Source organism: Solibacillus sp. FSL W7-1436, from assembly GCF_038007305.1.
In the GTDB taxonomy this organism is placed as follows: domain Bacteria; phylum Bacillota; class Bacilli; order Bacillales_A; family Planococcaceae; genus Solibacillus.
In genome coordinates, this window is record NZ_JBBOWV010000001.1 from 1774483 (window position 1) to 1796249 (window position 21767).

The 21767-nt window shown below is 40.7% G+C and carries 22 protein-coding genes; 14 read left to right on the forward strand and 8 right to left on the reverse strand.

Features of this window, described 5'->3' with window-relative positions:
* Positions 1 to 66: 66 nt before the first annotated feature.
* The 3 genes from MKX73_RS08895 (at position 67) to MKX73_RS08905 (ending at position 4382) form a co-directional block, all read left to right on the forward strand.
* Positions 67 to 2199 carry a beta-propeller domain-containing protein gene (locus tag MKX73_RS08895; protein ID WP_340717134.1) on the forward strand — a complete coding sequence of 711 codons (2133 nt, stop codon included), beginning with the start codon at positions 67 to 69 and terminating at the stop codon, positions 2197 to 2199.
* 166 nt (positions 2200 to 2365) lie between these two features.
* Complete coding sequence (locus tag MKX73_RS08900) at positions 2366 to 3064, forward strand: ABC transporter ATP-binding protein (RefSeq protein ID WP_340718873.1); 699 nt, start codon at positions 2366 to 2368, stop codon at positions 3062 to 3064.
* Positions 3054 to 4382 (forward strand): ABC transporter permease, encoded by a 1329-nt coding sequence (locus MKX73_RS08905; RefSeq protein ID WP_340717135.1) that lies wholly within the window; start codon positions 3054 to 3056, stop codon positions 4380 to 4382. Before MKX73_RS08900 ends, MKX73_RS08905 begins: the two co-directional genes overlap by 11 nt.
* Positions 4383 to 4465: 83 nt before the next feature.
* Here MKX73_RS08905 and MKX73_RS08910 read toward each other — a convergent pair whose 3' ends face one another.
* The 3 genes from MKX73_RS08910 to MKX73_RS08920 form a co-directional block, all read right to left on the reverse strand.
* The gene (locus tag MKX73_RS08910) at positions 4466 to 4864 is read right to left on the reverse strand and encodes a multidrug DMT transporter permease (protein WP_340717136.1); all 399 of its coding nucleotides are present in this window, start codon (positions 4862 to 4864) and stop codon (positions 4466 to 4468) included.
* A 388-nt stretch (positions 4865 to 5252) separates the two neighbouring features.
* Complete coding sequence (locus MKX73_RS08915; protein WP_340717137.1) at positions 5253 to 5762, reverse strand: hypothetical protein; 510 nt, start codon at positions 5760 to 5762, stop codon at positions 5253 to 5255.
* A 222-nt stretch (positions 5763 to 5984) separates the two neighbouring features.
* Positions 5985 to 6239 (reverse strand): GlsB/YeaQ/YmgE family stress response membrane protein, encoded by a 255-nt coding sequence (locus tag MKX73_RS08920; protein WP_079523808.1) that lies wholly within the window; start codon positions 6237 to 6239, stop codon positions 5985 to 5987.
* A gap of 236 nt (positions 6240 to 6475) precedes the next feature.
* Between MKX73_RS08920 and MKX73_RS08925 the strand changes: the two genes are divergently transcribed.
* Positions 6476 to 6604: a hypothetical protein gene (locus tag MKX73_RS08925; protein ID WP_303047304.1), complete on the forward strand. Its 129-nt coding sequence runs from the start codon at positions 6476 to 6478 to the stop codon at positions 6602 to 6604.
* A gap of 190 nt (positions 6605 to 6794) precedes the next feature.
* Here the strand turns inward: MKX73_RS08925 and MKX73_RS08930 are convergent, their stop codons facing one another.
* On the reverse strand, positions 6795 to 8186 hold the full coding sequence (locus MKX73_RS08930) for a polysaccharide deacetylase family protein (protein WP_340717138.1): 1392 nt from the start codon (positions 8184 to 8186) through the stop codon (positions 6795 to 6797).
* A gap of 174 nt (positions 8187 to 8360) precedes the next feature.
* On the opposite strand from MKX73_RS08930, the gene MKX73_RS08935 reads away from it, so the two are divergent.
* Positions 8361 to 9107, forward strand: coding sequence for a threonine/serine exporter family protein (locus MKX73_RS08935; RefSeq protein WP_340717139.1), 747 nt, complete (start codon positions 8361 to 8363; stop codon positions 9105 to 9107).
* A 66-nt stretch (positions 9108 to 9173) separates the two neighbouring features.
* A complete protein-coding gene (locus tag MKX73_RS08940) occupies positions 9174 to 9659 on the forward strand; it encodes a threonine/serine exporter family protein (protein WP_340717140.1) in 486 nt (161 codons plus the stop codon).
* Between the two features lie 34 nt (positions 9660 to 9693).
* Here MKX73_RS08940 and MKX73_RS08945 read toward each other — a convergent pair whose 3' ends face one another.
* A complete protein-coding gene (locus MKX73_RS08945; RefSeq protein ID WP_340717141.1) occupies positions 9694 to 11697 on the reverse strand; it encodes a sensor domain-containing protein in 2004 nt (667 codons plus the stop codon).
* 310 nt (positions 11698 to 12007) lie between these two features.
* On the opposite strand from MKX73_RS08945, the gene MKX73_RS08950 reads away from it, so the two are divergent.
* Positions 12008 to 12883 (forward strand): GNAT family N-acetyltransferase, encoded by an 876-nt coding sequence (locus tag MKX73_RS08950; RefSeq protein WP_340717142.1) that lies wholly within the window; start codon positions 12008 to 12010, stop codon positions 12881 to 12883.
* A 325-nt stretch (positions 12884 to 13208) separates the two neighbouring features.
* Here the strand turns inward: MKX73_RS08950 and helD are convergent, their stop codons facing one another.
* Both helD and MKX73_RS08960 read right to left on the reverse strand, forming a co-directional pair.
* Complete coding sequence (helD, locus tag MKX73_RS08955) at positions 13209 to 15431, reverse strand: RNA polymerase recycling motor HelD (protein WP_340717143.1); 2223 nt, start codon at positions 15429 to 15431, stop codon at positions 13209 to 13211.
* A gap of 20 nt (positions 15432 to 15451) precedes the next feature.
* Positions 15452 to 16474, reverse strand: a complete 1023-nt coding sequence (locus tag MKX73_RS08960) for a DUF2804 domain-containing protein (RefSeq protein ID WP_340718874.1) — start codon at positions 16472 to 16474, stop codon at positions 15452 to 15454.
* 142 nt (positions 16475 to 16616) lie between these two features.
* Between MKX73_RS08960 and MKX73_RS08965 the strand changes: the two genes are divergently transcribed.
* The 3 genes from MKX73_RS08965 to MKX73_RS08975 all read left to right on the forward strand — a co-directional run bounded on the left by MKX73_RS08965 (position 16617) and on the right by MKX73_RS08975 (position 18539).
* Positions 16617 to 17111 carry an amidase domain-containing protein gene (locus tag MKX73_RS08965; RefSeq protein WP_340717144.1) on the forward strand — a complete coding sequence of 165 codons (495 nt, stop codon included), beginning with the start codon at positions 16617 to 16619 and terminating at the stop codon, positions 17109 to 17111.
* A gap of 161 nt (positions 17112 to 17272) precedes the next feature.
* Positions 17273 to 17836 (forward strand): nitroreductase family protein, encoded by a 564-nt coding sequence (locus MKX73_RS08970; protein ID WP_340717145.1) that lies wholly within the window; start codon positions 17273 to 17275, stop codon positions 17834 to 17836.
* Between the two features lie 175 nt (positions 17837 to 18011).
* A complete protein-coding gene (locus MKX73_RS08975) occupies positions 18012 to 18539 on the forward strand; it encodes a hypothetical protein (protein ID WP_340717146.1) in 528 nt (175 codons plus the stop codon).
* 43 nt (positions 18540 to 18582) lie between these two features.
* Here MKX73_RS08975 and MKX73_RS08980 read toward each other — a convergent pair whose 3' ends face one another.
* Positions 18583 to 18987, reverse strand: coding sequence for an MFS transporter permease (locus MKX73_RS08980; RefSeq protein ID WP_340717147.1), 405 nt, complete (start codon positions 18985 to 18987; stop codon positions 18583 to 18585).
* 266 nt (positions 18988 to 19253) lie between these two features.
* Between MKX73_RS08980 and MKX73_RS08985 the strand changes: the two genes are divergently transcribed.
* The 4 genes from MKX73_RS08985 (at position 19254) to MKX73_RS09000 (ending at position 21766) form a co-directional block, all read left to right on the forward strand.
* Complete coding sequence (locus MKX73_RS08985) at positions 19254 to 19880, forward strand: general stress protein (RefSeq protein WP_340717148.1); 627 nt, start codon at positions 19254 to 19256, stop codon at positions 19878 to 19880.
* 126 nt (positions 19881 to 20006) lie between these two features.
* Positions 20007 to 20249, forward strand: coding sequence for a hypothetical protein (locus tag MKX73_RS08990; RefSeq protein WP_340717149.1), 243 nt, complete (start codon positions 20007 to 20009; stop codon positions 20247 to 20249).
* 186 nt (positions 20250 to 20435) lie between these two features.
* Positions 20436 to 21134: a CoA transferase subunit A gene (locus tag MKX73_RS08995; RefSeq protein WP_340717150.1), complete on the forward strand. Its 699-nt coding sequence runs from the start codon at positions 20436 to 20438 to the stop codon at positions 21132 to 21134.
* Positions 21134 to 21766, forward strand: coding sequence for a 3-oxoacid CoA-transferase subunit B (locus tag MKX73_RS09000; protein ID WP_445783308.1), 633 nt, complete (start codon positions 21134 to 21136; stop codon positions 21764 to 21766). Before MKX73_RS08995 ends, MKX73_RS09000 begins: the two co-directional genes overlap by 1 nt.
* Position 21767: the final 1 nt, after the last annotated feature.

The window sequence follows — 21767 nt, forward strand, 5'->3', positions numbered from 1 at the left end:
AATTCTGTAACTTTTACACTCTTTCCCAGTCTAATTTAATACAAAGTATGGAAAGGGAGGGTTTACATGAAAAACGGCAAATTTTTCGGGATAGGGCTTGTCGCATCACTTGTAGCGGTTTTGGCACTCGGTTATTTTATGTTCGCAAAAAATCCGGAAGTGCAGGCTACGGGTATTTTATTCGAAGGGGAAACGTATTCCATTACGTTAAAGCAGCCAATTTCGGTAAAAAGTTTAACAGATGGATCCATTCTAGTTGTCGATGAAAACGACAATAACGTTAAAGTGAAATTTTCGGTAGATAAAGCCGGGACCGCTCTATCTGTCGATGGACTCAGTGCAGGGAAATATACGCTCGTGATTAAGCAAACTGCGTATGCGAAAAATGCAAAGTCCCAGCAGGAACAGTCGATAGTACTTGAAGTTGTAAGGAAAGTGGAAAAACTCACTACGACAGAAGATTTAAAAGACTACTTTAGGGCGTTTGCAGCGCAAGAAAATGCGGTATCGAATCGCTTTAATGATATGGTGCAGGAAGAATCGGCGATGTCGATGGCAAACAGTGATTTGGGCAGTGGCGGGCCGAGCTACTCTACAACAAACAATCAGGTTGAAGGGATTGAAGAAGGCGATATAACGATTACGGACGGCCAGTCGATATTTTCGATAGTCGACAATAAAGTAGTCATTGTTGATGCTAAAACTATGGAGGTTGTAAAGCGTTTAAAGGTTGGTAAAGATATTTATCCATCGCATTTAATGCTGCATGACCATACATTAATTATCGGATACACACAGTATGTGGAAACGCAAAGAGAGCCGCATTATGACGGGAAATCAGTAACGAAAATTGCCTTTTATGATGTGAGAGATGCAAAAAATCCTACATTAGTACGAGAAGTCGGGCATGACGGAGATATTACGAGTATCCGTAAAGCCGGCAACTATTTGTACGTTGTATCTAGTCGTATGCCGAACTACTGGCTGCTGCAGGAAAATCCGGATGTAGAGCTCCGTCCATCTACGTACGACGGGGGGAAGGAAACTGTTATGCCGGTCGATAAAATTCGTATGCTGCCTGAAAGCAATGAACCGAATTATTTGATCGTATCAGCGATCGATATGTCCAATGTAAAATCGAACGCATGGAAAACAGAGAGCTTCCTAGGTAACAGCGGGCAATTGTACATGTCAGAAAACGCAATCTATATTGCTTCGATGAATCATTACCGCTTCTGGCCTGCATTGGAGAGCACATCTCTTGAAGATACGGTAACGAGCACAATGCCGGTAAATCAAAACAGCGAAACGACAATTTATAAAATTTCTATTGATAAAACAGCAGTGAAAATGACAGCACAAGGTAAAGTTGCTGGTTCTGTATTAAATCAATTTTCAATGGATGAGCACGACGGGCATGTCCGTATCGCTACTACAGAAGGCAGTGCATGGGGAACAACAGCCAATTCGAAAAACCATCTCTTCATTTTGGATGGAAACCTAAAACAAGTAGGTGCGGTCAATGATCTTGCAAAGGGGGAACGCATTTACTCTGCTCGCTTTATGGGAGACAAAGCGTATTTAGTGACATTTAAAGAAACAGATCCGCTCTTTGTCATTGATACGAAAAATCCGAAAGCACCGAAAGTGTTAGGGGAGCTAAAAATTCCAGGCTTCAGTAATTACTTGCATCCAATTGGTGAAAATCACTTATTAGGTATTGGTTATGATACGGAAGTGAAGATGGAGGAAGGTTCAAAAGAGCCGATTGTCTATACAAAAGGAATGAAACTGAGCCTGTTTGACGTGACGGATTTCAATAACCCGAAAGAACAGCAAGCGGTTATAATCGGTGGTCGCGGTACTTATTCTCCTGTGCAGTATGACCATAAAGCACTGTTCAGAGATTCGCGTCAAAATTATTACGGCTTCCCGGTTACGATTTACTCGCCAACAGATGAGGAAGACCAGCTGAAATATGAAGGAACAGGTGCTCATATTTACAAAGTAACAACTAAAGGAATTGAGCTAGCAGCGGATATGATCGAAAAGGCGCGTCCTGGTGAACAATATGAAGATTCGTATAATGTTGTACAGCGTCTTCTTTATATTGAAGATGAGCTATTTACAGTATCCCGTTCAAAAGTGACGAGCTTCAACGGTAAAACATTTGAAAAGCAAAAGATGGTAGGTTTCTAAAAAAGATTCAACCACAAGCACAGGTGGAATTGTGCTTGTGGTTTTTTCATGTCCGAAAAAACATAAAGGGGATTCAGGATTTCTTAAGAATTTCTTCATATTTAGCCTTTCTAAATATTAAGATTTGCCCTTTACACTAAAGTTAAGTGAAAAGGAGTGAACGATGATGATTAAAGTAACGAACTTACAACATACATTCTCTATCGGTAAACGCGGAAAGGAAAGACAGGTTCCGGTACTGAATGATGTATCATTTGATGTTAAGAAGGGGGAAATCGTGGCGGTTGTCGGGAAAAGCGGATCGGGTAAATCGACACTGCTTCAGATTTTGGCAGGTTTTATGAAGCCGGAACACGGTTCAATTGTAGTAAATGCACAGGAGATTGCAGGATTCAATGAAGTTCAGAGTGCAAAGTTCCGGTTAGAAAACTTCGGCTTTATTTTTCAAAACTTCCAGCTCATGCCAAGTTTGACGGCATTTGAAAATATTGAGTTACCGTTAAAACTGCAAGGGATGAACGTATTGGAGCGCAGAAAACGGGTTGAAGTAATCATGAAAAAGGTCGGATTAACTGAAGTGACTGACCATTATCCGAATGAATTATCAGGCGGACAACAGCAGCGGGTTAGTATTGCCCGTGCACTTGTGACGAATGCACCGATTTTGTTGGCGGATGAGCCGACAGGGAGCCTTGATTCAGAGACAGAGCAAGATATATTAATACTGATCCAGCAGCTGAACCGTGAATTGGATCTGACATTTATTATTATTACACACGATGAGGAAGTAGCGATGATTGCGGACAAGCGCTATCGGATGCATGACGGTCAATTGGTGAAAGAAGGTGAACACAATGCTATTTAAAGATCAGGTAAATTTTGTGATGCAGCATATTAAGAAAAATAAGCTGCGTGTATTTATGACGGTACTTGCCGCAACGATGGGCTGTGCGTTTTTAATCGTGCTTGCCTCGATCGGTTTTGGATTACAGGAATCAATGGAAGATGAGATTTTATCGAGTGAGACGGTGACACAAATAGAAGTGCTCGGCAGTCAAGCGGTGTTTACCGCAGAGGAAGTAGCGGATATTGAAGCGGTAGAAAATGTACAAACGGTATTAAAAACGACTAGTGTGGATGCTAATGTAGCAGGCTATATGGAGGACCGTGATACGTCTACATCACTGCGTTTATTGGACTTTAATGATTATGCATCGGTAGCGAAACCATTATCGGAAGGGAAATATCCTGAAAACGAAAAGGAAATTATTGTCGGCTATCATTTCGGCCAATCATTATTGAATGAAGCGGACCGCAAATTAATCGAGGAAAAATCAAAGGCAGCGGAAGCGGAAGGCACGTATTACGACGGTGCTGAAGAAGGGTACAAGGATTCGCTTATCGGCAAGGAAGTAGAAATTGCTCTAAGTACACATGAACAACCGGATGTACTGTCAGAGCGTATGACGTATACGATTGTCGGTGTTATGCCAGAGCCGGCTTATGAATGGGCAACTGAAAACAGGATTTATATGATGGATGAGCAACGTGAAGTGATTGAAAATATGTATAGCCAAGTAATTACCGATGTAGAGGTAGCCAGTGATATTGAACTATTTTCTGAGCGCTTCGATATTTATGCGGAAAGCTTGGAATATGTAAAGCCGATTTTAGAAGAGTTACGCGGAAAAGGTTACGGTGTGTATTCCGTTACAGAACAGCTGGATGAGTTAAACGTCTTTTTCCTAGTATTGAAAGCCGGACTTGTTTTTGTTGGAACAATCGCAGTATTGATTGCATCAATCGGAATTTTCAACACGATGACAATGGCTGTGACAGAACGTACACGTGAGATTGGTGTATTAAAAGCAATTGGAGCCAGCCCGAAACTGATTCAACGACTGTTTTTAATGGAAAGTACGTTTATCGGAGTTATTGGAACAGTTCTTGCAATTGCAATTTCATATATTGTAAGCTTTGCATCGAATGCGCTATTGCCGCTTATTTTAAAGGCAGCAACAGGCGAAGATGGATTCAACAATGTACAATTTTCAGCGATTCCGTGGCAGCTCGTAGTGATTGCTGCAGCGATCAGTATCGGTGTGGCAATGATTTCAGGTCTGCGCCCGGCACGTAAAGCAACGAAAATTGAAGTAATGCAGGCGTTAAGACAGGAATTATAAAATCAAGATAGCTAAATTAATTTAAGGACCAAACATACTTGTGTTTGGTCCTTTTAATGCTAATTCGAAAAAAGTTTACTAAGTTAAACAGGCATTTTTGATTGATTACTTAAAGGGTTCGAGCGCATAACCAATGTAAACCAGACGGCAAACCCAAAATAAATGAATGTCAAAATTAAGAGTAAGAAATGAAACTGCTCCGCCAACTGCCGGATTAGGGCGAAAAAGACAACGATACAATGCATCAGATTTCCTAATACGACGGGTTTGTTATAGATGCCTCCGATTAGGGCGGAACGTGTGAACCAGTTTAACATTGCGAATCCTAAATATAGTCCACCGATGATTTGCAAAAGAATCAGAGTAACAGGGGTAGAGGCAATCCCTAATATTTTTGAAATTTCTTCGGGAATAAATGTTCCTGCCAACCCCACCAAACCCATTATCACGGCACTACTACTCAAAAGCCATTTCGTTTTCATTTTGCTTCCTCTTTTCGTTTAGTCAAAAACTTATGCGTTAGCTTTAAACCTTTATAAACTAAGAGAACAGTAAAATCGTTTTAGTTTCAAAACGTGAGGCGGTGCTGGCAGCTGGAAGTTCTAATAAATCTTAAAATGTTCTAATATATTTTTATTTCTTCTAATAAACTTTCGATTTTCTAATATATCTCGCGCTTCATCTAATAAGTGTTGCCGATTATCTAATATCGCTTCCTGATCTTCTAATATCGAAGCGAGATTTTCTAATAACCAAACTTTTGTTCTAATATAAGTTTCAGCTCACCTCCGGGAAACAACCTATGGATAGGTAATCTAATATATTCGGGGTAACACCACTTATTACCTTTAAACCGGTTCTAGAACGAATTCACCCGTGCCACCAGCCGGTTTTACAATTGATGTAGACTAAATATTGATACTCACCTTTGCCATCCTTCTGGATAAACACTTCATAGTAAGAATTTTTGTCGTACACTAAACGTATTTTATCGTTCTTCGAAACAAATTGTTCCTTGATTTCGGCGATGGCTTTCGCTTTCACACTCGGCGCCCATGCTGATGGATGCTCAAATTTTAGTTCATGTGTTGGTACATATGCATATTTGCCTTTATACATAATTTTTGACCAGCCATATTGATCAGCGTTCGATGAGTCTTTCTGATCCGTACCGATTGGAACACCACCGTATACTTTCACAGAAGTTTTTGCTTTCAGTTTACCGAGCGTTTTATAGGATTCACCGGGCGCAGATTTTACGAGTATTGTTTTCTTTGCAAAAGCTTTTTCAAAATCCGCTGCTTGAGCATTTTCATTATTAATTACGAAAATACTTCCTATAAAAACAAGGGCCATTAATAATATTGTTATTTTTTTCATAATAAATTCTCCATTCTATGCTTTTTATTTTTGGGGTGGGCAATTTATAATAACGCATCTTAATAATAGGATATGGTTCTGGAGAAAGGGTTACAAAAAAGTTACAGTTAATGTTTAATGGGGGAATTTGAGGTTAGAGAATCAAAAATGAAAAAGCGGTCCTCCCAATATTAGGAAGGACCGCTTTAAATTACTTATATCTGATTTACTTAAAAATAAATGTTACGAAGCTCTACGCATCGATTTCATAATAAAGCTTACAACGAACACAAGTATAATTGCACCTATGATAGCTGGGACGATATAGAAATCAGAAACTTTAGGTCCCCAACTTCCTAGAAGCATACCACCAATCCATGCACCAACAATACCTGCGATAATATTACCGATAATTCCACCTGGGACATCTTTACCTAAAATTGCTCCTGCTAGCCAACCGATAACCCCGCCAATTATTAAGAACCAAATAAAACTCATAATTTCCATCTCCTATTTCTTATTTTAATTATTTCGCGATAGTGGTTTATAACCTTTATTAACTTTTTTTAAACATTGAAGAGGAAAAAAGTTGGCGAGGTTTTAAGAGAGGTTGCGGATGGTATTCATGAATTTTTGAGAAACGTCTAGTTTCTCAAAAGGGTTTCTAACAACCGCCGCTGTTGCTTCAGCTGAAAATAAGCCTGCTCTGCTTGCTCGAGTGTGACCAATTCGAAATGAAGAGGTTATTTTGGGATGAGCTGTGCAACACGGCGCAAATCGGACGTAATAATCATGCGGTACAATTTGCAAAACATGCACGTCAGGAACTGGAACAGCAAGGGGTAAAAGGTCAGGTGATTTGAGCGTTTGAGTATGGTCTAATGAGAAGTGAGGATTAATTGCTCTCAATTGAGGATTAAGTGCAAGCATCTGAGGATTATCCCAATAAAAGTGAGGATTAACTTCACTCAAGTGAGGAATAAGTACAAGCATTTGAGGATTAACACAAAAAGAGTGGCGATTAAAAATCACCACTCTTTTTTTAAGTTACTTTTAATGATACGGCAAAATTTCAGAAACCGTTAAAAATTCATAGCCTTCCTTTTGTAAGTATGCAAGGACAGGCTCCAGTCCATCTGCTGTAGATTGATGAATGTCATGCATTAACACGATCGCGTTATTATGCAATACCTCTTTCACCATCGGGAACAGCTTTTCTGAATCGCGGTATTTCCAGTCAAGTGTATCAATCGTCCAGTTAACTGATTTACATGGGATGGCGTTACGAATTTCCTCATTAATCGCCCCATATGGAGGACGGAAAACCGTTGAATTTTCGCCCGTTGCATGGATAATCGCTTCCTCTGTGGAATTGTACTCCTTTTCAATTTCAGCAGGAGACATTTTTGTTAAAACGGGATGTGACCACGTATGATTACCGAGTTCATGACCGCTATCAAGCACTTCACGTACTAAGCCCGGATAATATTGTGCCCGGCTACCTAGCATAAAGAATGTCGCCTTGGCATTGTACTTTTCCAGAAGGACTAAAATCTGTTTCGTTACTTCCGGGTGTGGACCGTCATCAAACGTAAGGGCGATCCGTTTTTTTGATGAACCCTTATCACTAGGAATAATCGTATTTTCGGATTGCATCGCTATTTGGAAATCAGATGCTAAAAGCGGGTTGATGAATGATAAAGGAATTTCAACTACCGGTACACCTGCTTCCGGTTTTGCCACTTCACCTTTATTAAAGTAAATGAAAAGAGATTCATCTTTCAATGCAAAACGTTTAAATAAACGCCATTTTGGCTCGGTAGCGAATGCGAGCTCCTTTTCTAATACATACTCTTTATAAGCTGGACTTTTAAGCATTTCCGATTGGATATGAGCAGCAAAAGTTTTCAGGCTTTCTAAATCCTCATTTAAAAGGTCGCGAATATCAAACAGATAGCCTGTTTCATAATCAATTAGAAACGTTTGAATCGTTGTTTGCTTCTCTTCGGTATTTAAAATCGTATTATTCGTTAAAACAAAGGAGTAATAATGATCATGCTCGAATGTTTCGACAGTTATCTTTAAATCGCCTGTTAACTTCTTTGAGTCCTGCTGCAGACGCATCATGCTTATGTAATATTGTTTTGACTCTTCTATATAAGTCGTTACCGCTTTATTGAAAGCTTCATATTCCGTTAGCGGATATTGAACGGTATAGGGCACCATCTTGTCATCAGAACGGTCTGTGACAATTTTTATTCCGGGGAATTGTGATGCTTCCTCCGTGATCGTATGTTCTTGAGCGGATGTTTTATCGCTGGGCCCGAAAATCGGATCATCGCTTAAAAAAGTTAAAAAAACGATAATGGCACCTAAAAAACCGATAGCGCCAATAAGAAGTAAGTCAATCCAAGGACCACGCCGTTTTCTGTAAGGGTTTGTCATGGTGTATCGGGTTCCTTTCTAATTGGGTTAATCTATTATCTGTGTCCAAAAGGATAGTCACTGTAAATTTTAAGGGAATACATTGTTCTGTCAGCATAAATTGCATGAAAAAAGACTGTTATTTTCCGATTGCTTCAAGTAATATGAGCTAAGAAGTGGAAGGGGGTCCCTTGAATGAATGGTGAAAATACTGAACTGGCGCTCGACTGCTTTTTGCTTGCTGGCCGTATTATGATTGAAAGCGGTGCTGAAACGTATCGAGTTGAAGATACGATGTTAAGAATGGCCCGTTCTCAAAATATGATGAATGCACAAAGCTATGTTACGCCGACAGGTATTATTTTCTCTCTAGGTAAAACGCAGCCTACACAAATTACATCGATTCCAACACGAATTACAGATTTACATCGAATTGTGCTTGTAAACAATGTTTCACGTAAGCTTACATCTCAAATGATAACATTAGAGCAGGCGTATGACGAGTTAAAGAAGATAGAAAAAACAAATTATTTCCTACCGATTTCCATTCAAGTTTTGGCAGCATGTTTAGCGAGCAGCGCCTTTTTACTGCTGTTTAAAGGAACGTTTTCGGATATTCCGGCGGCCTTTGTTGCAGGAGGCGTCGGCCTGTATATTGTGACGATTCTTCATAATATGACCCGTGTCAAGTTTTTCTCTGAGTTTTTAGCATCGGTAGGAGTGGCTGCTGTTGCATATACCGCAGTACATTTTAATGTCGGTACGGAAATAGACAAAATTATTATCGGTTCGGTCATGCCTTTAGTGCCGGGTCTGCTCATTACGAATGCGGTCCGCGATTTGATGGCAGGACATTTCACGGCAGGGATGGCAAAGGGTGCCGAAGCCTTTTTAACAGCGTTTGCGATTGGTTCAGGTGTTGCGCTTGTTCTTTCGCTATAAGTTTTTTGGATCAATTCGAAGTACGATCATTCCAATATATGATTGAGTGGAGGGGAGCGTTCGTTGGTGGAGCATGTGCTGGCTCAAGTCGTTATTAGTTTTATTGCAACCGCCTGTTTTGGGGTCATTTTTAATGCCCCGATCAAAACAATCCCGGCATGTGGTTTTGTCGGTGCTGTAGGGTGGGCTGTCTATTATGTTCTTTTCGAAAGTGGACTGGATGATGTACGCGCATCTTTTCTTGGTGCGTTTGTCGTTTCATTAGTAGCATATTTCTTTGCGCGCAGATTTAGGATGCCGATGATTATATTCAGTGTTTCCGGAATTATTCCGCTAGTACCCGGGGGCATTGCTTACAGTACAATGCGCAATGTGATGGAGCTCGATTATATTGCTGGACTGGAAAATGGGATGCGCGCATTTATGATTTCCGGCGCGATTGCGATGGGGCTTGTATTTGCGGAAGTAATGATGCAGATCATCCTGCGTATAATGAGAAAAGGAAGAACTTCGATTCAGTCCTTTACAAAAGTAAAAAAGAGAAGCTCGTAAAGCACTGATCATCAGTTGCCTTACGAGCTTTTATTTATCCTAGTAATGAAGTGATTTCTTCGATAGAGCTTGGTTTGCTTACAAAGTAACCTTGGATGACCTCACAGCCGATGCTTGTCAGGAACTGCATTTGTTCTTCTGTTTCCACACCTTCCGCTACAACCGTTAAATTCATTGATTTTCCTAGTTGTACCATACCATTTACGAGCTGCTGGTTTTTTTCCGATTTCAGTGCGCGGATAAATGTCTGGTCAATTTTTAAGATAGAAATCGGCAGAAGCTGCATGTAACGGAACGAGCCGTATCCTGTACCGAAGTCGTCCAGCGCAAAGACGATGCCCTCATTTTCAAGTGTACGCATTTGCTTAATAATGCCCGATTCAGCTTCAGCTTCCAACGCAAACTTTTCGGTAATTTCGATTTGCAGTAAATTTGCGGGACATCCAGTACGTTCAAGTGTTTCCAAAATGGACTTGGCCATATTTTTATCACGGAACTCGCGTACAGAAGAGTTGATGCTAACTTTGATCGCGTGACCTGCATTTTTCCATAGGACCGCTTGTTCACATGCTTTTTCCAGCATAAACGAACCGATATTATTAATAAGGCCTGTCTCTTCCGCAATAGGAATCAGTTCATCAGGTGAAACAGCACCGATTTCTTCATCATCCCAACGGACTAATGCTTCGACAGCAGTAATTTTACCGCTTCCTAAATCAAGTTGAGGCTGGTACAGAACATGCAGGTTTTTCTGATCTAGTGCAAGCAGTAACCGCTTTTCAACTATCGATCTGCGGTTTAATGCAGCATGTGAAGATTTTGATAATGAAACGATGCTGTCACCGCCCGCGCTCCTTACAGAAGCGATGGTAGCCAATGATGCCTTCATTAATTGAGAGAATGTCATTTGATCTTCCGGGAAGCGTGTAATCCCGCCGCTTAATGAAAGTGGGACTGCTACGTTACCGCTGTAGATTGGATTTTGCTGTAAATAATTCAGGAAACCTTGTGTAAACCATTCTGGCAATGGTGTAATTACGACAAATTCACTTTCATTTATACGAGCCATCGTACTATCTTGGAAATACATTTTCATGCGTTTCGTAAACTCTAAGATAAGGGAATTTCCGGCTACGCCATCATGTAAATCCTTAATTGTGTAAAACTTATCGATACTTAAATAAACGAATGAAAAATGGCGCTCTTCCTCAATCATTTCCCCGATGATTTTTTCCAGGCGGTGAACATTCATCATTCCTGTTTCTGTATCGATATATGCAATTTTCTCCAGTTGGAACTGAATCTTTTTCTCGTTTGTAATATTACGTTCAATCAGCAAATACTCGTTTTTTTCAGATGTTTGGCCCATCATCGGAATCGCCGTTAAATGTACCCAGTAAAGCTGCTCATCCTTTGTCAGTTTCTCAACTTCACCTTGCCATACTTGTCCATTTTGCAGTGTTTTCCAAATTTCCAGGACTACCTTTTCTGATTCGGGATTTTGCGGGAACAATTGCCACAATGTTTTCCCGATAACCCGTTTCGGTGTCCAGCGGCTTGCTGTTAAAAACGACTGATTTGTCTGGGTAATAAAGCCGTCCTGGTCAAGTGTAACGGTCATGAAAGACTGATGAATCCCGTTCTTAAGATCGACTAAATGTTGCTGTTCTTCATCCATTAAACGAACTTCTTCATTTGGAATACAAAGAACAGAAATTGCCTGTTCATTAGCAAAGATTGTCGGCTTCGTATAAAGGGTGCAAGTTTTGGAAGGCTTACCTTTCAGTGAAAGAGGAATGTTGTGTAAACATAACGCTACCGAACTTGTTAAAATGGATTCAATGACATCGTCACCTACTTCTGAAAATAGCGTGTCGTGTATGGAATTTCCGATTAGTTCTTTTGTCTCTTTTATTGGATAGTCTAAATGACGGAGATTTCCATGAACGAGTGTACCATTAGGCAAAAGTACAAAAGAAGGAAAAGGGGTATCTAGTAGTGGCTCGGTACTAGTAGAATAGATTTGTTCTTTTGTCATAAGTTAAGTCTCCTTAATTAATTAATTCATATTGTAATTATAATTAAATAACATCGTTTAGTCATTTAAGATGAATTTTTTTTTGTAAAAAGTAATCATGCATAGGATTATTATACCTTATTATTGGGTAATAAGTAGTTAAAATTATGCATATTTACTAGAAAAATTGTATCACGAAGTTACTTTGTTTTTAAAGGGAATTATAATTGCATGAAGATAAATTTGAACGGATTCATGCGCGAGTGTTGCGTTACTTCGACAGCTTTACTAAAATAAAGAAATTATAGTAGTTAGAATTGGAGTAGAAAGAATGAATTTATCGGCAATAACAGTGTCGTTTCCTTTAGATGAAGAAACATATGAAGAAGTACAGAAATTATGCAAATCGGCGGCCGTTTGTGATGGCGTACTGTTAAATCAAGTTATGAATTTACCGGTAGCGAAAAGCTATGAAATGCGGGGATTTTATGTTCTTGTATATGATGATGAGAAGAATCTGCTGGTAGGAGCAGGAACTGCGGTCGACTTGATGGGGTTAAATACGTATGAATGGTCGATGCTCGTTGCACCAATGTATCGTCAGCTCGGAATTGGTACGGCAATATTGAATGTGCTGAAAGAAGGATTGGCGATGCGTGAAAGTGAAGGAGAGCTTGCATTAGTCGTGGAAGGCTCTTATTACGGCAAAGAATTTCTTCAAAATAACGGGTATTTATACAGCTTTTCGGAAGCTACATTGGAAGCCCGTGCGGAAGTTTTGCAAAAAGAGGGACCTGTTTCTTTACGCCCGTTTATGCAAAAGGACACGGAAGCACTTGTTTCAATTTTCAGTGATGCATTCGGCGATATTCGTGAAGAATCATTGGAACTGATCGAATTTAATACAACAACAGAAGGCCTTGTCATGTGGACAGCCGAAATTGATGGGGAAGTCGTTGGAACAGTGACGACCCGCAAAGAAGGCGAAGTACAGTGGATTACGGCATTTGCGGTATCTCCGAAAAGACAGCGCCAAGGAATCGGCACGCAAATTTTAAATTTAGTGAAAGACTATGCGCTTCGGTCGGGTGACAAGACAATTTTACTCGATGTGGAAGTCGAAAACATGGCAGCCCTTCATGTATATGAAAAGGCCGGGTTCATGAAGTCATCACAGCTCGATTATTACATTTATATTGGATCGTAAGCGAAGTAGATTCAACTGCATACAAAGTAAACGTTCAGGATTATCTGAACGTTTTTTTATTACTATTTATACTTGTTTTAAGATGGTGGCTCTTTGTGCGTTGATACGGCGCCTACCACTGTAAGCGCCGCTTTTTAGCTTTTAACGGTATAAAGAGGGACACAATGGATTTGGCGAATTCTCATGTCGCAAAAAAAAAGCAGCAGTAAAGGCGCATCGTTAACGGTGTGCCTTTACTGCTGCTATGCGGCCTTCGCCAAAATATACCGGAATAAAATAAGAAGCTATATGAGTACGCTCTTTAAAATTGCATGTTATGCATCATTCACTTCATCAAAAAAGCCTCTTTTGATGGACCAATCAGATAAAGCTCATGCATGGCACGGGTTAAGGCAACATAGAGCAGTTTCCGGTCAAGCGGATTGTCATCATAAGATGTATCAAATGACGTGAGAATGACCGCATCAAACTCTAAACCTTTTGCCAAATGACTTGGGATAACAAGAAGTTTTTGCTGATCAATTGCTGAATTTTCGTCGAGCAGCTGGGCAGGGATATCCGAGTTTTCAAGCTGTTCGATTAACTGAACGGCTTCATCGGTTGTTTTACAAATAAGTGCAATAGATTGATGCTGATTGTCTCGAATCTTTACAAGAACGTCTTGAATTATAGCCGCATTAAAACTTTCTGCGGCGATGAATTCCGGTACTTTCCCGTGACGGACAACAGGTTCAACAAGCGGTAGATCCTCATCCATCTGCTTCAGGATTTCATTGGCAACGTCCATAATTTCAATTGTTGTTCGGTAGCTTTTTTGAAGTGTTGCATACGTTGCGCGCGGAAAAAGTGAGAGTACTGGCTGCCATTCTGTCAGTGACCGGTAGCTGTGTATCCCTTGGGCAAGATCTCCAACCATTGTGAACATATCCGTTTCAAGCCCGGCTTTTAGTGCAGCAAGCTGGAAATAGCTGTAGTCCTGAACTTCATCGATAAAAACGACGCGCATTTTCCACTTGTCATCGATACCTTTAATTTTAGCCTGTAAAAAGTAAAGTGCCGCCAAATCCTCCAGCACCCAACGTTCTTTCTGATGCGCTTTTATAAAATGCACCACTTCTTCAAAAGGCCATTCAGGAGCAACTTCACCGAGCAATTCCCGATTCGTCAAAAGCTCACGGTACATCTGTTTCACTTTTACTTTCTGGAATTTTTTCATATAGACTGTTGCAACGGATTTGGCTTCCTGTTTAATTTTTGGAATGCGGGCATCCCGTTCATCAATCAGCTTTGTTACTGTACGCCGGCGTTTGTCTGCGTCCCGCATGCCGTTTAGCGCACGACCGATCGCATCTTCATAACGCGTATTCAATGTCGCGAGCACTGCTGCCGTTTTCCGTTTTACCTCTGTTTGAATTACCTTTTTAATACGTTCAAGCCGTTTTTCCACAGGCATATAATGAAATTCCACTAAAAACAGCTTTCGTAAATGCTCGCCCTTCATAATGCGGTATTTTTCAATGAATACATCATCAAACAATGCCGCTAGCTTCTGTTCATGGTGTTCGATATAACGGTTCATCATCAGTTCATAAAATGGACTGCCTTTTGTTTTCGCAATTATGGCACTCTCTTGCTGTACGGAAGGGTTTGCAATGAGCTGCTCGAGCTGTTCATTCGGATTTTGCAGTTTTAGCTTTAAATTCAGTGCATCAAGGACATATTGCGCATACGTTGTTTGGCAAATTTTATCGACGCCAAGCTCAGGCAATACATCAGCAATATAGTCGATAAATAACCGGTTTGGTGCAAGTATCATCAATTGCTCAGGATTGAAATGCTCGCCCATTGTGTAAAGGAAATACGAAATCCGGTGCAGGGCGATTGTTGTTTTCCCTGAACCAGCTGCACCTTGTACAAGGATCGGCTGACGAAGATGTGCACGGATAATTTCGTTTTGTTCCTTCTGGATAGTAGAGACAATTTCGGTTAACCGGACATCTGCTTTCCCTTCAAGCGCTTCTTGAAGGAGCTCATCATTTGTTGTTAAATCGACATCCCGGTAATTGATCAGCTCGCCGTTTTCAATTTTATATTGGCGCTTGGCAAACAAATGACCGGAATGTGTTTCATCCCGGACATCATAAGAAATATCACCAAGGCGGCCATCGTAATAGACGTTTGCGACAGGGGAGCGCCAGTCAACAATAATCGGTTCATGGGTTTCGCTATGGAAAAGTGAAGTCTTTCCGATATAAAGAAACTCCTCGTTTTCATTTTCACGCTGGAAATGAATTCGTGCAAAATACGGTTTTTGCCGAATCGCTTCCAACCCTTCTTTTTGATTACGGGCAAGCTCGAAAAAACGTGTATTCATTAAAATATTCAGGAAGCTGTCACTGGAGTCCAAATACTCAACATTGGCCATCGCAGTACGGATATTTTCCTGTGCCGTTTCAATATCCTTCTTCGAGCTATTTAAAATCTGATCCATATAATGGATCGTTTCATGCAGACGCTGTTGTTCCTGCTTAAAATCTTGAGCTGTCATTAATTTTTCCCCCTAACGTGTTACCACTTTGCAACATGTTCTTCAATGCAGCCAAGCATTTGCTGGATATGCAGTGTTTTGCCATCATCGAGCTGAATAAATCCATCGTAATAACCGACCATCTGATGAACAGAGGAAACAATGAGTTTCGCATTCGTTTCTGCCACCCGTTCAAAAAATGGCGTGAAAGTTAAGTTGACGCGTCCGCTGAATTTTGTTTTGATCGTCCAAGGATGCATAAAATTAGTGCGATCATAGTGAAACAGAACATCTTCATGAATCTTCATCATTTCACCGTCGATAAAGATGGCATTTTCGGTCATGCCTGTTCCATCCGTCCATTTACCGCCAAAGTTTAATCCAATCCGCTGACCACGTACTCGCTGTGATGCCATACCCCAGTTCCATATTGCTTCACGAGGCCATACACCACGGCCGTAATCAAGTACGGCAAAGCTTTCTTCCGGTGTGAACGTGAAGGTGCGGTTTCCGATTTTTACCGTTCCTGTAGTTGGTAATGTGTGATGTTTCGCCGTAAATTGGAATGTTCGGCGATTCCATGGAATGACCACATTGAGTGAGTCATCATCTTTCGGATGTGCAATTGTCAGCTCGGCATGTAAAGGGTCACCGTCAAAATCAGGCGCAGTCACTGTTAAATGGGTCTCGCGGTTGAAGTATGTAAGTTGGATGGACATTTCAGAATTTTTATATTGAATTGTTTCCAGCACTTGTGTCGGCATTTTTACTTTTGCCCCAAGCGGAATTAAGATTGTTTTTTCGAAGTAACGTTGTGTTTCATATTCGAGGAAATAAACAAAGCATACAGCTGCGTAATCCATATGACTGATTGTCGCGGAAAATAAAATCTCCTCACCATATACACACCAGTAATTCCATTTTTTCTTGCGCATAAAATGCCCTGACAAATTACTGTCGATAATAGGTCTTCGTGCAAAACCGATTGCTTCCGGATTTAAATTACCTTTTTTATCGCAAAGGGCTATAGGAAGAAAAATTTCCCTTTCTGCATGTTGTGTCATCATAATTCCCCCTAACCGTTTCATATTTCCATAAAATAATTGTATCAAACATTTACAAAAACAGGGGATTTTTGCTCTACATTCATAACACTTTCATAATTAGAAAGTACTCGACATACGCTGTGAAAAAAGGAGAAGATCGTTGCCTACTTATAATCGGATGGCTGCTGTTGCTTATGCAAATAGATGGTGGGACAGCTTTAATCCCGAATATCCGGTCTTTCGGGACGATTGTACGAACTTTATTTCCCAATGTTTACGTGCTGGAGGGGCTCCAATGTGGGGGGCACCGAATCGGGGGCAGGGCTGGTGGATGATCGGACAACCGGAGCGCTGGAGTTATAGCTGGTCTGTTGCGCATTCCCTTCGCTGGTATTTGGAAACGTCCACGAAAGGCTTACGTGCGACAAGGGTAAACTCGGCAAGTGAACTGCAGCTTGGGGATGTTATTTTTTATGATTTTACGGGGGACGGCCGCATCGATCACAGTACAATTGTGACGCGTATAAAGGAGGGGGTTCCGTATGTAAATGCCCATACATCGAACAGCAGCGACCGCCTCTATACGTATGAAGATTCCACTGCTTATACTCCGAACATGCAGTATTACTATTTCCATATAGCGGATGAGTTTTAAGGGGCGTTTGGGAGAGAACAGAGATGGAAAAAGCGGAGTTTTTCCGCTTTTTTAATCACTTGCCCAATAATGAACTTTTTAATAGAATTCACACCATGGAATATGTTAATTATAGATCATTCATGCTAATGTAATAGTAGTAATTGAAGGAGGATTTGGCGATGACTTTATCAGTAAGAGACGCAGTATTGCAACGCCGTTCGATTAAGCTGTTTAATGGGCAGCAGGTTGACAAAAAGGCGGTAATGGAAATTTTGGATGATGCAAAATGGGCACCGAATCACGGTAACCGTCAGCCATGGCGCATCGTAGTAGGTGCAGAGGAACAGCTGCCAAAAGTACATGAGCTGCTTCGAGACCTTGCAGTTCCGAAATGGCAGGAGCTTTCGGAAGATGCGCTTGCTATACAAATGAAAAAATTCACATTGGCCGGTGCATACGCAATTGTGCTTGTGACAGAAGATGTTCGTCAAAAAGAACGATTGGAAGACTATGCAGCGGCAGCTTGCTATTTACAAAATGTGCAACTACTGGCATGGGAAAAAGGCATCGGTACTTGCTGGAAAACACCTGGCTTCCTGGACAACCCGAAATTCCGTGAAGCATTAAACGCACAGCCGCATGAACGTGTCATTTCAATGTTCCAGTTCGGTTATTACGATAATGTGCCAAATGTACGAGTACGTAAAGAGCTTTCTGAATTCGTAACGGAATTTGGTCAATAATAAGATTGAATGCATAGGGAAACGGTGATTTCCTTGTGCATTTTTTTATATTCCTAAAAAAGCAAAGGAGTTGCGGCATCATGCTGGCAGCTCCTTTAATTATTCCCTGATGAATAATTTGCAAGGAATGACAGCAACCTAGTATACAATTCATCTAAGAAAGGATGAGATATAAATGAAAAAAGTATTATTTCTGCTCGGGCTTCTATTATTGGCAGGGTGTTCGAAGGAAATAGTCGCGTATGACGGGAAGCCGTTAAAAATTGCTGTTTTAGGAGAGTTTCACGATCAATATAATACCAATATAGAAATTGTGGAAATTACATTCGAGGCACTTGAAGAAGCGGTTACCGATTCTACTTTACAATTTGATGCACTGTTTATTACACCAACCGCATTTGGACAAGCTTCTCGAGATGAATATATTAAGGTTTATGAGGGGTCAATCATTCCGATCGTTTATTATGAAGCAGCGAAAGGTCATTTTGCTTTTACGAAAGAAAATATAACGTACGATACATTGCATTTTCAAAATCTTATAAATGGTTCACATTCAACGCTTTATATACATAATGAAATTCCGGCAGGGGATGAATTGGCAGAGAGAAAAAGAGGTACCTATGTTTGCAATTTTTATTTAAACGGTGATCGTTATGATATGATGCTGAAAGAAATTTATGAAAAAATCGAAACGTTGATTTGATAGATGCGAAAAAAATCCCGTTGAACTTTTCAACGGGATTTCGCTATTGTTCTATTGTCATTTCTTCTATTTGACTTGCGCGTTTACGCTGAGAGATTACGCCGGAAAGAACTGTCATGAAAAATACGCTGGCAACAGTTACGACAATACAAGGCACTAAATATTCGCGGTCCATCGCAAGCAAAATATCTGTACGGAACCAGTTCTGAAACGGAATACCACAGCCAAGAAGAACGGCAAAGAACATCACTTTCACTCCGACAGGTTTACCCTTCATCTTTTTGATCATCCCATTAATAAAGAGACGCAGCATAGCGAGTCCTAATCCGACAAAGGCGAAGATGACCAAATATATTTTGCTGGACTCATCTAAAATAAACGCTTTTCCAATCATAAACGCAATAATGGCTAGTGAAACGGCTAAAATTATTTTTGATTTTTTATTCATATATAATTCCTCCAGATAAGTATTGAACAACTTGTTGATTACTAGATATAGTTTAAAATGAAGCGTTATCTGAAGCAATCAACAGAATATTTCAAGGTGTTGAGTGGTGAGTGGGAAACATTGTTTTTGAGTAAATAAATAATCAAAAAGAGCGAAAAAATGCATTACACTTTAGCGGTAGAACAAACGGATACTATTTTAAAATAAGTTTTGTATGGGGGAGATGGGGAAAAGGTACTTACGAATAATTTAATGGAGGGATGCAAATGTTTTTTGATGAGCCGAAACAGAAAATTGATGTTGCCTATACGAAACAGGAATTGCTAGAAAAACTCCAGGAATTACGCAGACCGGACAATGAATTGGAAGGTACACATATTTATCTTTTAACAAAGGATGTAGATGAATTTCACTCCATCGCACGTGATCAGCAAGTGTCGTTAATTACGACTAATGGTGTCCGCAGTATAGTGAAAACCGCATTGACGAAGGAATCGCCAATCGAAGAGAAAATCCGCCGCCTTGGTCTACCGGAAAGTAAGCGGCTAGAATACGAAAAAATCATTGAAGAAGGCGGGAAACTGCTAATAACAGGTACCGACCCATTTGATGAAGAAGATTGGACAGGCCATACACTTGATGATTGGATTACAAACCGCTCTAATCCTTCGAACCTTATTAATAAAGAGGTAATGGATGAACGCCCTGTACCATTTGAGCCTGAGAAAAAGTATGAAGCATTACCGAATACAACTGTTGCAGGAGATTTTGGCCGAAGCAGCGATGCAGAAGATCCGGATATTATTCCGCTAAAAGACGATCAGCGCATTGTTCGTGATCCGAATACTAAAGAAATCGGTATTTACCAAGCCCCACATGAAAAACAAAACTAAAAGCAAAGTCAGACTGTTCTTTATGGGCGGTTTGGCTTTTTTTGTATGGGGGTGGGGCATTTACTAGAAGAAGAGGGTGAGTTATTAGAAAATCGAGGCAGCGCAGAGGTACGGGGTAGGAGGGGCTTGATTTTATTAGAACAAATGAAAGGGATATTAGAAGAAGAGGGAGTGTTATTAGAAAGTCTGGGGGATTTATTAGAAAATCGGTTATGTTGTCGGCAAGATGACTGTAGTTTTGCCTGGATAAGGGGGCAGCGGGAGGCGGGTGTGGGTTTTATTAGAACAAGGGAGTGGTTTATTAGAAGAACGGCTGCAGATATTAGAAAATGCATCGAGGATATTAGAACAAAGAGCCGACTTATTTGAACATCTCGGGAATATATTAGAAAACCGGCTGTTTATTAGAACAAATAAAAATATATTAGAACATTTCAAAGTTTATTAGAAAACGCACCAAGCCAAACTGCCAACGGAAAATAGAAAAACAGATTTTTAAAGGGAATTTCGTCTTTTTATAGAATATTTTGTATGGATGTGAAAGGGGATAAGGACATGGACAAAGTAGTAGCTTCTGTACAACAGGCGATTCAGGCAATAGACGATGGAGCTGTATTATTAGTGGGGGGCTTCGGGTTATGCGGTATTCCGGAAAATCTAATTCAGGCTGTAAAAGATAAAGGAACAAAAAATCTGACGGTTGTCAGCAATAACTGCGGTGTCGATGATTTCGGGCTCGGCGTTCTATTGCAAGACAAGCAGATTACGAAAATCATTGCTTCATATGTAGGGGAAAATAAAACATTTGAACAGCAATTCTTAAACGGCGAGCTTGAAGTGGAATTAACACCACAGGGCACATTAGCGGAACGCATTCGTGCTGGGGGTGCAGGCATACCAGGATTTTATACGGCAACAGGTGTTGGTACGCCAATCGCTGAGGGGAAAGAGACAAAGGAGTTCGACGGCAAAACATACTTGCTTGAACGTGCGATTACAGGGGATTTTGCGCTTGTGAAAGCATGGAAAGCCGATCGCTCCGGAAATCTCGTTTTCCGTAAAACATCGCGTAATTTTAACCCGCTTTGTGCGACAGCAGGTAAAGTGACGATTGTCGAAGTGGAGCAGCTTGTCGAAACAGGCGAACTGGATCCGGACGAAATTCATCTGCCAGGCATTTATGTGCAGCATATTGTCCATAGCGAGTCTTTTGAAAAACGCATTGAACGCCGCACTGTAAGGGAGGAAGCATAATGGATGCACGCATGAAAATTATCCGACGCGCAGTGAAGGAAATACAGGATGGAACATATGTAAATTTAGGTATCGGCATGCCAACTCTAATCGCCAATGAAATTCCTGAGCATTATAATGTGATGCTGCAGTCGGAAAACGGACTGCTCGGAATTGGGCCGTACCCAACAGAAACAGAAGTCGATGCAGATCTGATCAATGCCGGGAAGGAAACGGTCACAGCAAAAGTAGGTGCGACATTTTTTGATAGTGCGGAAAGCTTTGCGATGATTCGCGGCGGGCATATTGATTTGGCGATTCTCGGTGGAATGGAAGTCTCGGAAGAGGGGGACTTGGCCAACTGGATGATTCCCGGAAAAGTAGTAAAAGGGATGGGCGGGGCAATGGACTTAGTTGTCGGCGCGAAAAAGGTCATCGTCATTATGGAACATACGAACAAATATGGTGAGTCGAAAGTTAAACGAGAATGCTCATTGCCGTTGACAGGCAAAAATGTCGTTCATCGGTTAATTACCGATTTGGCGGTCTTTAATTTTCAAGATGGCAAAATGCAGCTAGTGGAACTTCAGGATGGAGTGACACTAGAGGAAGTGCAGGAAAAAACAGAGGCTATGTTTGATGTGAAACTGTAAG